This is a genomic window from Epibacterium ulvae (assembly GCF_018678075.1).
Classification (GTDB): Bacteria; Pseudomonadota; Alphaproteobacteria; order Rhodobacterales; family Rhodobacteraceae; genus Epibacterium; species Epibacterium ulvae_A.
The window spans coordinates 198861-211946 of the sequence record NZ_JAHHIR010000005.1; the positions used below are offsets into that span (position 1 = coordinate 198861).

A 13086-nucleotide genomic window follows, 5' to 3' on the forward strand; every position below is an offset into this window, starting at 1 on the left:
CTAATCCTCCAATGCGATGGCGAATTTGACCCGCACGGCGGACCAGATCACCTGTTTGAAACTGATCGGGGTGCCATCCAACAGCGTGTCCACCGCGCGCACCACCATCACCGGCGACTGCGGGTGTTGTTTCAGCATTTTGGCTTCCTCGGCCCGCGCCATGCGGCTGTGGAGCGTCGTCTCACCGCGCAGGTAATCGGTGATACCATAGGTCTTGTAGGCCTCGGTCACCGAGCCCAGCACATCCATCCGCGCGGTGAAATCCGGGAACCGTTCAATATCGTGGTAAGAGGTGCCCATGTTGATCGGCAGCCCATTGCCAAGGGTCATGCGGCGGCTTTCATTGACCATCGCGCCCTCGACCAGGTTCAACGCTTCGGCCACCCGTTGGCGGGCGGCAACGATCTGCGCGTCCAGCAGCTCGCGTTTCAGATCAACGCCTTGCCCCTGCAAGTTCCGCCGCAGACGGGTGCGTTTTCCGATGGCATATTCCAGCAAAGGTCCGGTTTCGACAAAGGTACCGCGCCCCTGTTCAACGCTCAGCAATCCCGCCCGCGCCAGATCCGCGACCGCACGGCGCACCGAGTGACGCCCGGCGCCGTATTTGGCCACCAGGTCAGGCTCTACCGGCAGGCGATCACCGGGTTGCAAAGATCCGTTGGAGATGTCATTGGCGATCTCATCCCGGACCAAGCGCCATTTTTCTTTCTGCATATTTCACCATTCATTCGAATGAATTCAAACTATGCAGGCGCGGTAACAGAGCGATGACAGCGAATTGAAGCTTTTGCCACAGGCGCGGTTTCGCCTGCGGCCCGGTGTTGTTGGTAGAATTAGACGCCGCGCTCGGCAAAGACCTCTTTGGCGGCGAACAGCCCGTTCAGGGCGGCAGGAAACCCCGCATAGACCGCGATCTGCATCAAGATCTCGGTGATTTCATCGCGAGAGAGCCCGACGTTCAACCCGGCCTCGATATGGACCTTGAGCTGCGGTATGGCGTTGCCCATGGCGGCGAGCGCAGCAATGGTGGCAATCTCGCGGTCGCGCAGGTTAAGCCCGGGGCGGCTGTAGATGTCGCCGAACGGAAATTCAAACAGATAGGTGGCAAAATCCGGCGCAATATCCGCCAGCGCATCAATCACCCGCTGCCCCGCGTCGCCGTCAATTTCAGCCAGAGCCCGTTTGCCGCGCTGCAACCGGGTTTCGTTGTGATCTGTGGGTTCAGTCATTTTGCTGCGTCCTTTTCCATGTGATCCAAATGCCGGCGGGACGGCGTAGACCCGTCCTGACGCCACATTGGCTACTGGGGTGGAGCAGCTTCAGGTCAAGCAGCATTTTCGCCCGCGCGGCCATTGGTCAGCGCGCTGTTATCTGGCGCGGCAAAACACCAAACCCGCGCCTGTTTCCGGACGCGGGTTTGCAGAAGTTCAGAAGCCTGATGGCAATTGTGTGGCGCGGGCTTACCCCTCGATCATATCCACACGGGTGGCGTGGCGACCGCCTTCGAATTCGGCGCCAAGGAAAGCCTCGACGATCTCAATCGCAAGGCTTTCGCCCACAACACGCGCCCCGATCGAAAGCATATTGGCGTTGTTATGCTCGCGCGTCATGCGGGCCGAGAACGGATCGGCGCAGACGCCGCAGCGAATGCCGGGCACCTTGTTGGCGGCCATCATAATGCCTTGCCCCGTGCCACACAGGATAATGCCCAGATCGGCCTCACCGGCGGCAACGCGCTCAGCTGCGGCCTTGCCATGCAGGGGGTAATGGGTGCTTTCCGGCGTTTGCGGGCCAATGTCGGTGACCGCAAAGCCGAGGGTTTCGGCGTGTTTGGCAATAACCTGGCGCAGTTCAATCGCGGCGTGGTCGCTGGACAGGACAAGGCGTTTTGATGTGGACATGGCATCGGTTCCGTATGGCTAAAAGGGCTGTTTCGTGGACCGCATATATACAGCAACCGCCAAGGTCCAGCCCATCCCGCGTTCTGTCGCGGTTTGGGTTTCCGGGATCGGGTGTTTCTCAGGACCATAGAGATTGCCAATGGGCAGTTCCACACAATGAGCGCGTTACGCTTCGCATTGTGGCGCGGATGGCCCAAGCGTCAGTCCTCAAACCAAAAAACCCCGCACCTTTTGGATGCGGGGCTTTTCTGTTTCGGTGTGGCCCGTGATCAGTTGTTCTGACGCTGCGCTTCGATTTCACGCCATTTGGCGACGTTGGCGTTGTGTTCGGCCAATGTTTCGGCAAAGGCGTGGCCGCCGGTGCCATCCGCCACAAAGAAGATGTAGTCGGAGGTGTCCGGGTTCACCGCAGCCTCCAATGAGGCCAGACCCGGATTGGCGATTGGGGTCGGTGGCAGGCCTTCGATCACATAGGTGTTCCAGGGCGTCGCGCGGCGCAGCTCGCTTTGACGCAGGCCACGGCCCAGCACGCCTTTGCCTTCGGTGACGCCATAGATCACGGTCGGGTCGGTTTGCAGACGCATGCCCCGGTTCAAACGGTTGGTAAAGACCGAGGCCACCTGACGCCGTTCAGCAGCGACGGCGGTTTCTTTTTCGATAATGGACGCGAGGATCAGCATCTCTTCTGGCGTGGTGACTGCGGCGTCTGGTGCACGCGCGGCCCAGGCGGCGGCCATGCGTTCTTGTTGGCGCTCGACCATCTGGGTCAGAACCGCCGCGCGGTCGGTGCCGGGACGGACTTCATAGCTGTCGGGTGCCAAGGCGCCTTCGGCCGGAAGATCACCGGCTGCGCCATCCAGCACGTCCAGCGATTTAAGCGCCTCAACGATCTGCCAGCTGGTCACACCTTCGGCCAAGGCAATGCGGTAGCGGGTGTCAGATTCGCCGCGCACACGCGTGTAGTCGGCAGGTGTTTCATCAATACCCGGCTGGAACTCGGCCTTTTCCACAAAACGGTTGGTGGCCGGGTCAAGTTCCCGCACTTCTGCCAGAACGCGGGTCACACCGACGCGGTAGACCACTTCGGTGCCACAGGTCGACGCGCCGCCGCGGGTGATCTGGTCGGTGATACCTTCCATCGTCGCGCCTGGGGCCACCAAATAGCTGCCGGCCTTCAACAGGCTGGTTTTATCGGCGTATTTGGCCCCAATGCGAAAGATCGGTGCCGAGCTGACCGCGCCCTCGTCCTGCAGCTTTTCGCTGACACGGGTGAAATTGGTGCCGCTTTCGACACGCAGGCAGATGGCGGCATCCAACGGGCCGTCAGAGGTGTATTGCGACTTTCCCCACAAGATGACGCCGCCCAGAAGGAACAGCGCCACCGCAAGGACGGTCAGCATATTGGAGGCCAGGCTGCGCCACATTTACTCAGTCTTTCCGAAGATAACCGAGGCGTTGGTGCCGCCAAAGCCAAAGGAGTTCGAAAGGGCCACGTTGATCTTGCGTTCGCGTTTGGCGTTGGGCGCCAGATCGACCGGGGTGTCCACGGCTGGATTGTCCAGGTTGATGGTCGGCGGGGCGACTTGATCGCGAATCGCCAGGATCGAGAAGATCGCCTCAATCGCGCCAGCTGCACCCAACAGGTGACCGGTGGCGGATTTGGTCGAGGACATGGTGACGTTGGCGGCGTGATCGCCCAGCATGCGTTCAACCGCACCCAGTTCGATAGTGTCGGCCATGGTCGAGGTGCCGTGGGCGTTGATGTAATCCAGATCTTCCGGCTTCAGTTTGGCGCTGGCCAGCGCCGCATTCATCGAGCGTTCTGCACCATCGCCGTCCTCGGACGGAGCCGTGATGTGATAGGCGTCGCCGGACATGCCGTAGCCCAGAACCTCGGCATAGATTTTTGCGCCGCGTGCTTTGGCGTGGTCATAGTCTTCCAGAACCACAACACCCGCGCCTTCGCCCATGACAAAACCGTCGCGATCCGCATCATAAGGGCGGCTGGCGGCTTTGGGATCGTCGGCGCGTTTGGTCGACAGGGCCTTACAGGCGTTAAAGCCCGCAATGCCGATTTCACAAATCGCAGCCTCGGCCCCGCCGGCAATCATCACTTCGGCGTCTCCTGCGCGGATCATGCGAGACGCATCGCCAATAGCGTGTGCGCCTGTGGAACAGGCGGTTACCACCGAGTGGTTCGGTCCTTTGAACCCGTGACGGATCGAGACCTGACCAGAGATCAGGTTGATCAATGCGCCGGGAATAAAGAAGGGCGACACGCGACGGGCGCCTTTTTCTTTGATCATCACGGCAGTGTCGGCAATCGACGACAGCCCCCCGATGCCAGAGCCAATCATAACGCCGGTGCGCAGACGGCTTTCTTCGTCCTCGGGCGTCCAGCCCGCATCCTGAACAGCCATTTCCGCCGCCGCGATACCATAGAGGATAAAGTCGTCGATCTTCTTCTGATCTTTCTTGATCACCCAGTCACTTGGGTTGAAGGTCGCATCCGCGCCGTCACCGCGCGGAACTTCGCAGGCATAGGTGGTCGCGACGCCGCTCTCTACAGCATCAAAGCGTGTGATCGGGCCAGCACCGGACTGCCCGTCCAATAGACGAGTCCATGATTCCTCTACGCCGCTCGCCAACGGAGTTACCAGACCCAATCCTGTCACAACTACTCGACGCATTCTTTGCTCTCCTCTGCCTCGGCAATACCGGACACCAAATAGCTTGGAATGGCGTATGGGCGCAAGTGGCGGTTAACCAGTAGGCGCAACTGCGTTTAAATGGAGATTTCCCGATAATTTTTTATGCCGGTTAAGACTTTCGCAATAATTTCAAGTGCAGGTTGTACGCATTACGTAAGGAACTACCCCCCAAAAACACCCGCTTTTGGTTCCAAGGGTGAGACCGCGCGGGTTGAGGACCCCCTGCCTCAACCCGTGCATTTTTCCGCCGCATTGCCGCGAAAGAGCACGCGATCTACTGCGCCGTCGCAACAGTCTGATTCTCGGAAATTGCTTCCCCGTGGCACTGGGTCGCAATTGTTGCGCGTGTCCTCGTGGTGAACATCTTGATCACAACATGGCGGCAATCGGCTCCGGTTCGGGCCGCGCCGTCTCCAGCGCATGGGCGAGGTCGAAATGCTGCTGTATCAACGCCGTGCCAACCAAAGTGCCTGCGATATTGCGGACGTATTTCAGACGCGCGATGTCATCCAAGGTGCGCACGATCCCGCTGGCAATAACCGGAGAGCGCACCGATCGCGCCAGCCCTGAAATCAGCGCCAGAGGTTCTTCCACGTCGCCGATGTCATTGTCGATGTCGGTCACGATGAATCCCGCCAAGGGCAACGGATCATAGGCGCGCATCATGGCCTTGGGCTCCCAGGCACCAGTGGCGCGCCAGCCTTCGGTCATCACCTTGCCTTGCCAGACATCCACCGACACCACGATCTGATCCGGGTAATGGTGCGCCAGCTCCATGATCAGACGCGGATCGCGGGCTGCCATCGTCGACAGAACCACCCGGCCCACGCCGCGGTCAATCCAGTCGGTGACGTGTTTTTCCGTCCGCAAGCCGCCTGCGAATTGCACCGGCACCTGCGCCGCGCGCACCAGATCGGCCATAAACTCTGTCTGATTATAGTCCCCCTGCACCGCATTCAGATCGGTCAGATGGATCCATTCCGCCCCCGTGGCAGCATAATCGCGCACACAGGCCTTGGGATCGCTGTGCCAGATGATCGGATCATCCAGACATCCCTGTTCCAGAACCACACAGGCACCGTTCAAAATCTGTAGTGTCGGGTATATCATCATGGTCTGCGCCCTCCCCTTTGCGCGTCTCAGATGACCTGCCCCAATAACCCAACGTTTCGCGTTGTTGTGGGGGCACCATATCATATTCGACGCCGCGCATGGATGGCGTTCTGTGTAGTGTCATCCGGCGCGCGCATTTCCGCCCAAATCACATTTCCGCACATTCAAGGGGTGACGTACAAAAAAGGCGCCGCCCCGACCTGGGACAGCACCTGGAATACAGAATGATCCGTTTTCGGATCGAAGCTTAGGAAGCCTCAGAGATGAATTTGACCGCGTCGCCAAAAGTCTGGATGGTTTCGGCCGCATCATCAGGGATCTCGATGCCGAACTCTTCTTCGAAGGCCATGACCAGCTCGACGGTGTCCAGGCTGTCTGCGCCCAGGTCGTCGATGAACGAGGCGTTCTCGGTCACTTTTTCTTCTTCAACACCCAGGTGCTCTACAACGATCTTTTTAACACGATCTGCGACGTCGCTCATGTCATTTCCTCATTTTTTCAGGGCCTAAGCCCGGTTTTTGCCGTTGCCCGATCGGGGTGGCGTTCATTGCCCGATCTGGGCGGTTGGCTCCCCCTGATAGGAGGAGACCCGCACTGTACAGATGCACATGCGGGCACGAATATGCGCCGCCCTATAACACAGACTTTAGCCGACGCAAACGTTTTCACATCGTTAATCTCTCACGAATGAGGGCGACGTGACGTCTGGCGCAAGATGGGCGTCTGGCGGGGCTAAAGCAAGCCCTACCCCACCAAATTCCCTATCAGAGCATGGCCATGCCGCCGTTGACGTGCAGGGTGGTGCCGGTGGTGTAGCCTGCTTCTTGCGAGGCGAGGTACAAAACGGCCGAGGCGATCTCTTGGCTGGCGCCCATACGACCGGCGGGAATTTGGGTCAGGATGCCCTCTTTCTGCTTGTCGTTCAGCTTCTCGGTCATTGCGGTTGCAATGAAGCCCGGTGCCACGGCGTTGACGGTGATGCCGCGATTGGCAACCTCATAGGCCAGCGATTTGGACATGCCGACCATACCGGCCTTGGACGCCGCATAATTACCCTGACCCGGGTTGCCGGTTGCGCCCACCACGGATGAGATGTTGATGATCCGACCCCAACGGGCCTTCATCATACCGCGCAGAACACCGCGACACAGGCGCATGGTTGAGGTCAGATTGACGTCCAGAACGCTCTGCCATTCCTCGTCCTTCATCCGCATAAACAGGTTGTCGCGGGTGATACCGGCATTGTTGACCAAGATATCAACCGAGCCCATCGCTTCAGCCGCCTGTTTTGGCAGCGCTTCCACGGCTTCTGCATCAGACAGGTTGCAGGTCAGGACGTGGGCACGCTCGCCAAGCTCAGCCGCCAATTCGGACAGCGGGCCCTCGCGGGTACCAGAAAGCGCAACGGTCGCACCCGCTGCATGCAGGCTGCGCGCGATGTCGCCGCCGATGCCACCGGACGCGCCGGTGATAAGGGCGTTTTTGCCAGTCAGATCAAACATGTGGTTTCCTCTATCTCAAAACGGGAGGCCGCAGCCCAGGCTGGGCCCCCTTGGGAATTTCAGTCAGGCGCCGATGAGGGCTGCAACGTTTTCGGGGGTGCCCACCTGTTTGGAGGCCAGGCTGCGGTCGATCTTACGGATCATACCGGACAGGGCCTTGCCTGCGCCAATCTCCCAGAACTCGGTCACACCTTTGGCGGCCATCGCTTGCACGCTTTCACGCCAGCGCACGGAACCTGTCACCTGCTCCACCAACAATTTGCGAATTTCATCGGGGTCGGTCACTGCATCGGCGCGTACATTGGCGATCAGCGGCACGGCGGGGGATGTAATTTCAACGCCTGCCAGTGCTTCGGCCATAACATCGGCGGCGGGCTGCATCAGCGCGCAGTGGAAGGGAGCGGACACCGGCAACATCACCGCGCGTTTTGCGCCTTTTTCCTTGGCAATCTCAGCGGCGCGTTCAACGGCGGCTTTGGCGCCGGACACCACCACTTGGGTTGGGTCATTGTCATTGGCGGCCTGGCAGACATCACCCTGGGCGGCATCCTCTGCAACCGTGCGCACAGCTTCTAGATCCAGGCCGAGAATGGCGGCCATCGCGCCTTTGCCCACCGGAACCGCGCTTTGCATCGCTTGCCCCCGGGTGCGCAGCAAGCGCGCCGTGTCAGCCACCGAAATCGCGCCAGCCGCGGCCAGTGCGGAATATTCGCCCAACGAATGACCGGCGACAAAGGACGCCTTGTCGATGGCCACACCTTCGGCCTCCAGCGCGCGCATCGCAGCCAGCGAGGTCGCCATCAGCGCGGGCTGTGCGTTTTGTGTCAGGGTCAGGGTTTCAATGTCGCCATCCCAGATCAACTGGCTCAGACTTTCGCCCAGGGCTGCGTCCACCTCGTCAAAGACGGCCTTGGCCGCCGGATATGCGTCTGCCAGCGCACGCCCCATGCCGATGGTCTGGGCACCTTGTCCCGGAAACACAAATGCGATTGTCATCAAAGGACCTCGTCGTTTTTCACCATTTGGCCTGATTTACATGCGCTTTGGGTCCGGCACAAGCAATGCCCGCATCTGGCGCAGGTCTATCGTGCAGATTTGCGTAATTCACATTACAGATGACACGTGGAATCTAGTCCACAGACCACGTAACGCGCTCGTTTTGACCAAAGGACTTTGCCCCGTGTCGCTGACTAACTCCTTCTCCCGCTACGGATCCGTCGCCAAAAGCTTTCATTGGGCCACGGTTCTGTTGATCTTTACGACCTTTCCGGTTGGCTATTTTGCCAACGAGCTGGCCCATCAAATCAACGCGCCCGACTTTGATGGCAACGCCGGTGTCATCTCGCGCGCCACGCTGTTGTTTTCCCTTCATAAAACCCTTGGCGTGACCGCGTTTTTCACCGGCCTTTTGCGCATACTTTGGGCGATCACCCAGGAAAAACCAGGGCTTTTGCATCCCAACAACACAGGCGAAGCACTGGTGGCCGAGGCCGTGCATTGGCTGCTGTATGCGTTGATGATCCTGGTGCCCCTGTCGGGCTGGGTGATGCATGCGTCCGAGGTGGGTTATGCGCCGATCTGGTGGCCCTTTGGTCAAACCCTGCCCTTTGTGCCGCAATCCCACACGGTGGCCGAAGTGGCCGCTGGCGTGCATTGGCTGTTTGTCTGGACCCTGTTTGGCGTGGTTGGTCTGCATGCGGCGGGTGCGTTGAAACACCATGTCATCGACAAAGATTCCACATTGGTACGCATGCTGCCCCGCAGCAGCGCGCTGCCGACGCCGCCGGAACAATCCCATGACCTGAAACCGCTGGCGCTGGCGATTGTGGCCTTGCTTGCGGTGCTTGGCGCAGGTCGCAGCATCGGAGCCTTTGCCGGTCATGACCACGACCACGGCCCAAAAGCGGTTGAGGAACAGGCAGCTGTCGATGACCACGCCCACGATCATGGTGATCACGACCACGGGGCGCATGATCACGGTGCAGATGATCACAGTGCACCTGATCACGACGCAGTCACCGCAGCAGAACAAACCCCGCCAGACACCTCCGCCGGGCCAGACAGTTGGACGGTTGACAGCGGCAGCTTGGGGATCGCGGTTGTTCAAGGGGGCAGCACGGTTGACGGCGGGTTTGCAGATTGGGCCGCCGACATCACCTTTGCCGCGCCAACGCAACCGGGCCCGGCAGGTGCTGTGACCGTGACCATCGACATCGCATCCCTCAGCCTGGGATCGGTCACAACCCAGGCGCTGGGGGTGGATTACTTCAACGCCACGACATTCCCAAAAGCGGTGTTTACGGCTGAGATCGAGAAGCTGGAGAGCGGCTATCAAGCCGTCGGCACCCTGACCATTCGCGACAAGACGCAGCCCTTTACCCTGCCATTCACCTTGGACATCGACGGTGACACAGCCACAATGGTCGGTGTCTCTAGCCTGCAGCGGCTCGACTATGATGTCGGGCTTTCCCAAAAAGATGAAAGCACCGTGGGTTTCACCGTGGATATCAAAGTCGATCTGACCGCGACCCGCGCCGCTGACGGCTAACGGGCGGGCCTGCCCAAACCACAAGTCAAGAAAGGCGCGGTTTGGCGCGGCTTTCTTACCCCATAAGTGACGTGGCGAAATACGACACCTGCGGCGGCATCACGAAGGCCTCAGGCGTTTCGGATGCTTTGGGCATGTCACGCTGATAGAGATCGCGCAGCTGCGCATAAGGACGTGCAGGCGCGCCGTAACGCCGGGTAATTTCCAGCCGCATCCGTTTTTGGTCCGCAATAAATTGGAAGGCTGACGCCAGTTCTGGATAGGCCACGATCAAAGACAAGCGAGCGCGGACCGACAGACCAGCCAAGGCGACGGGGCCGGGATACATGCTTTCGGACCAGATACCGTCGACCTGCACGATGGCATGGCGCGGCAAAAGAAAGTGGATGTAATCCACCGCACGCACATCCTCGGCCACCGTGATCCCACAATGCCTATACGCTGCCAGATGTTTGGCCCGCACCAAGGTGTCATCACACAAAAACCCGTGCTGCGGGGAGACGAGCAAAGTGTTCCGATTGCCCAAGGCCCCCGGTTCCAGCCGAATGGGACGCTGGTTTGGGCGCGCGCGCAGACCTTTTTGCCCGACCCTTTGACGATTGACCCAAAGCACCGGCATCAAACCGGTGTCCAGTGTTTGCACCAAATCACCGGGACGCAGGTCTTCAACCCGTTTCCCACCTTTGGCGGTCAAGATCCGAGCGCCGGGCGTATAGCAGGGAATACCAATGGAGTTGAGTTGTGCTGCGCTCGAGAGCTGCGTGGGGTCGACCCCTTTGAGCGTGACCGTTTCACCGTCCGGAAACGAGATCACTGCATTGCCGCCGCCATCGTCACTGACGGTCACATCCCAAGCGTTGACCGCCCCATCTACTCCGTTACCGCCGGTAAGTTCAGAGACATCCAATTGGTCGACGGTGAAGCCATTGCCATCCCCATCGGACATGTCGAAATCAGCAATGGAATCGTCACCAAAGCTGTCCTCTAGCACAAAGACGTCATCACCATCGCCGCCGGTCATGACATCGTTGCCAGCGCCGCCTACGATCGTGTCGTTACCGGCATCGCCATCGATTGTATCAGCGCCATCGCCGCCATAGATCAGATCGTCCCCGGTGGTAATCTGATCGCCGTCCGCGTCCGTGTATCCCAGCGCCATACTGTCCGCGCCGCTGGTCCCGTCGACCTGACCGTTCAGCTCAGCGGTTTCCTCTGGCGTCAGCTCCCCTTGGTAGATAGTGAAATCGCTGACGGTGCCGTCCAGGTAATGTTCGAGGTTATCCGCAACACCGTCGCCACTTTTCCATTGGCTTGCGCCCAGGGTCCAGGGTTCACTGTTGCCGCCCAGCGAAATATCAGCCCCATCGGTCACCGGATCGGTGTTTGAACCGACCAAGACACCGTCAATATAAAGCTCCATCCCGTTGTCGGGGCCGAAACTGTAGGTCAGCGTGTATTCTTCACCCGGAGTGATCGTGACGCCGGAAGGTTTGATATAGTAACTGTCACTATCAGACTGGTGACGGATCCAAAGCGAGCCATCCTCTTCGACCCGCACGGTAAAGTGCCCACCGTCGTCATACTCCCGAGAGTCGCGCGAAACGATCGTCTGTTTGCTGCCGATACTATCGACAGAGAACGTCATTTCGATTGTTGCGTGATCAATCTCATACTCGGTGCTGGCCGGAATCTCAGCGTAGTCGCCACTGCCATCCAACTCTAAAACGCCGCCAGAGACCGAAGCATCGCCATGCAACAAGGCATCGTTGTCGTTGGAGGACGTATCATTCAGCGGATCGGAACCATCGTCAAAGTTCCAATGTCCGATAATCTTAGCTTCTTCACTCATAAACAACCCCGTCGCGAATTGCAGCCAAAGTTCTGTTACATATATGAAAAATTGGTTTTATTGGGTGCCAAAATTGTATCGAATTTTAGACAGCTTTATTGCCATTGCCCAAATCGGCTGCGGGTGGCTGCCGAACTGGCGTGACGGAAAACCATATTGCGCCCGCATATGTTATACCATATCCATCGCTAAAGCTCGGCGCGTTCCAGTTGTCTTTGAAGCCATTGAGTGTCACACCCGCTACCGTTTTCATTGCCGCCCCAAGGCCGACAGGAGTTTACATGTCCGAGACCCGCTTACCTGTCACGCTCCTCACAGGATTTCTGGGGGCGGGCAAATCGACCCTGCTGAACAAAGTCCTGTCAGACGGCACCTCTGGTCGCATCGCGGTGGTGGTGAATGAATTTGGCGAAGTCGGGCTGGATCATGACCTGATCGAAGCCACCAGCGAAGAGGTTGTTCTGCTGACGTCGGGCTGCATTTGCTGTTCGATCCAGGGCGATCTGGCCGAGACTTTGCTGGATCTGGTCAAACGCCGCGACGCAGGTGATCTGGATTTTGAGCGTATTGTCATTGAAACCACCGGCCTGGCCGATCCGGCCCCCATCCAGCAGACCATGCTGGTTGATCGCACTTTGACCAGTATTGTCTATCTCGACGGGGTGGTGACCTTGGTTGATGCGGTCAACGGGCAAAAAACGCTGGATGCCCAGTTTGAGGCGGTGTCCCAGGCCGCCACCGCAGATCTTTTGTTGCTGACCAAAACCGACCTGGCCCAGCCGGAAGAGATCCAGAGCCTGCGCGCACGTCTGGAAACCTTGAACACCACCGCACAAATGGCAGAGGTCGCCGCCGCCGTCAGCGATCCCACAATGCTGTGGGGGCTGTCGGGCATGCGCCGGGATGTGACCACAATAGACGCCCTCGCCTGGATGTCGCGTGATACCGCCCCTGCCCCGGCCGCAGATCCGTTTGCCAATCTGTCGGGCCTCAATCTGCAGCCCAAGACTGAAAGTTTCTCGCCTCATGATGCGCGCATCGCCTCCGCCTCAATCACACTGGACGGCCCATTGGAAGATGTCGTGTTTGACAAATGGTTGGACACGCTGGTGGCGCTCAAAGGGCGTGATCTGTTGCGGCTAAAGGGGATCGTGTTCATCAAAGGCATGGAGCATCCCTTTGTTTTTCACGGGGTGCAGCATATTTTTGACCTGCCGGTGCCGCTGAAAAACTGGCCCAAAGGGGACACGACCTCGCGCATCGTGGTGATCGCCCGCGATATGACCCCTGCGCAGTTGGAGCGCAGCCTGGATATGTTGCGCGCCACCAAAGGCGACACAAAACAGGCTGCCGTATTCCCCGGCTGGAAAGAGCTCGAGGCGGAGAACTGGCCGTAACGCCCGCGCCTTGATGCCGAATTGAAACTAAAAAACCGCCACCCCGGATGGGACGGCGGTTCGGT

12 protein-coding genes are annotated in these 13086 nt (G+C 59.1%); 2 read left to right on the forward strand and 10 right to left on the reverse strand.

The annotated features are described in order from the left end of the window. The 9 genes from phnF to fabD form a co-directional block, all read right to left on the reverse strand. Positions 1–714, reverse strand: coding sequence for a phosphonate metabolism transcriptional regulator PhnF (gene phnF, locus KMP13_RS01390; RefSeq protein ID WP_215263663.1), 714 nt, complete (start codon positions 712–714; stop codon positions 1–3). A gap of 119 nt (positions 715–833) precedes the next feature. Continuing rightward, on the reverse strand, positions 834–1229 hold the full coding sequence (locus KMP13_RS01395; RefSeq protein ID WP_215263664.1) for a carboxymuconolactone decarboxylase family protein: 396 nt from the start codon (positions 1227–1229) through the stop codon (positions 834–836). A gap of 231 nt (positions 1230–1460) precedes the next feature. Next, positions 1461–1901: a ribose 5-phosphate isomerase B gene (gene rpiB, locus KMP13_RS01400; RefSeq protein ID WP_215263665.1), complete on the reverse strand. Its 441-nt coding sequence runs from the start codon at positions 1899–1901 to the stop codon at positions 1461–1463. Positions 1902–2170: 269 nt separating this feature from the next. Then, positions 2171–3325 carry an endolytic transglycosylase MltG gene (gene mltG, locus KMP13_RS01405; protein ID WP_215263666.1) on the reverse strand — a complete coding sequence of 385 codons (1155 nt, stop codon included), beginning with the start codon at positions 3323–3325 and terminating at the stop codon, positions 2171–2173. Then, positions 3326–4591 carry a beta-ketoacyl-ACP synthase II gene (gene fabF / locus KMP13_RS01410; protein ID WP_215263667.1) on the reverse strand — a complete coding sequence of 422 codons (1266 nt, stop codon included), beginning with the start codon at positions 4589–4591 and terminating at the stop codon, positions 3326–3328. Positions 4592–4981: 390 nt separating this feature from the next. Next, complete coding sequence (locus KMP13_RS01415) at positions 4982–5725, reverse strand: HisA/HisF-related TIM barrel protein (protein WP_215263668.1); 744 nt, start codon at positions 5723–5725, stop codon at positions 4982–4984. Positions 5726–5972: 247 nt separating this feature from the next. Then, positions 5973–6206, reverse strand: coding sequence for an acyl carrier protein (locus KMP13_RS01420; protein WP_146345061.1), 234 nt, complete (start codon positions 6204–6206; stop codon positions 5973–5975). A 283-nt stretch (positions 6207–6489) separates the two neighbouring features. Then, on the reverse strand, positions 6490–7227 hold the full coding sequence (fabG, locus tag KMP13_RS01425) for a 3-oxoacyl-[acyl-carrier-protein] reductase (RefSeq protein ID WP_215263669.1): 738 nt from the start codon (positions 7225–7227) through the stop codon (positions 6490–6492). Between the two features lie 63 nt (positions 7228–7290). Beyond that, the gene (fabD, locus tag KMP13_RS01430) at positions 7291–8223 is read right to left on the reverse strand and encodes an ACP S-malonyltransferase (protein WP_215263671.1); all 933 of its coding nucleotides are present in this window, start codon (positions 8221–8223) and stop codon (positions 7291–7293) included. 184 nt (positions 8224–8407) lie between these two features. Here fabD and KMP13_RS01435 point away from each other — a divergent pair, with 184 nt between their 5' ends. Beyond that, positions 8408–9775: a cytochrome b/b6 domain-containing protein gene (locus tag KMP13_RS01435; protein WP_353055667.1), complete on the forward strand. Its 1368-nt coding sequence runs from the start codon at positions 8408–8410 to the stop codon at positions 9773–9775. Between the two features lie 55 nt (positions 9776–9830). Here the strand turns inward: KMP13_RS01435 and KMP13_RS20760 are convergent, their stop codons facing one another. Beyond that, positions 9831–11624: a Hint domain-containing protein gene (locus KMP13_RS20760; RefSeq protein WP_215263673.1), complete on the reverse strand. Its 1794-nt coding sequence runs from the start codon at positions 11622–11624 to the stop codon at positions 9831–9833. A gap of 281 nt (positions 11625–11905) precedes the next feature. Here KMP13_RS20760 and KMP13_RS01445 point away from each other — a divergent pair, with 281 nt between their 5' ends. Next, positions 11906–13021 carry a CobW family GTP-binding protein gene (locus tag KMP13_RS01445; protein WP_215263674.1) on the forward strand — a complete coding sequence of 372 codons (1116 nt, stop codon included), beginning with the start codon at positions 11906–11908 and terminating at the stop codon, positions 13019–13021. Positions 13022–13086: the final 65 nt, after the last annotated feature.

Excerpts from the sequence above, each read along its gene's own strand:
- fabG (WP_215263669.1), bottom strand. The coding sequence starts at position 7,227 with ATGTTTGATCTGACTGGCAAAAACGCCCTTATCACCGGCGCGTCCGGT.
- KMP13_RS01395 (WP_215263664.1), bottom strand. The coding sequence starts at position 1,229 with ATGACTGAACCCACAGATCACAACGAAACCCGGTTGCAGCGCGGCAAA.
- phnF (WP_215263663.1), bottom strand. The coding sequence starts at position 714 with ATGCAGAAAGAAAAATGGCGCTTGGTCCGGGATGAGATCGCCAATGAC.
- mltG (WP_215263666.1), bottom strand. The coding sequence starts at position 3,325 with ATGTGGCGCAGCCTGGCCTCCAATATGCTGACCGTCCTTGCGGTGGCG.
- fabF (WP_215263667.1), bottom strand. The coding sequence starts at position 4,591 with ATGCGTCGAGTAGTTGTGACAGGATTGGGTCTGGTAACTCCGTTGGCG.
- rpiB (WP_215263665.1), bottom strand. The coding sequence starts at position 1,901 with ATGTCCACATCAAAACGCCTTGTCCTGTCCAGCGACCACGCCGCGATT.
- KMP13_RS20760 (WP_215263673.1), bottom strand. The coding sequence starts at position 11,624 with ATGAGTGAAGAAGCTAAGATTATCGGACATTGGAACTTTGACGATGGT.
- KMP13_RS01415 (WP_215263668.1), bottom strand. The coding sequence starts at position 5,725 with ATGATGATATACCCGACACTACAGATTTTGAACGGTGCCTGTGTGGTT.
- KMP13_RS01420 (WP_146345061.1), bottom strand. The coding sequence starts at position 6,206 with ATGAGCGACGTCGCAGATCGTGTTAAAAAGATCGTTGTAGAGCACCTG.
- fabD (WP_215263671.1), bottom strand. The coding sequence starts at position 8,223 with ATGACAATCGCATTTGTGTTTCCGGGACAAGGTGCCCAGACCATCGGC.
- KMP13_RS01445 (WP_215263674.1), top strand. The coding sequence starts at position 11,906 with ATGTCCGAGACCCGCTTACCTGTCACGCTCCTCACAGGATTTCTGGGG.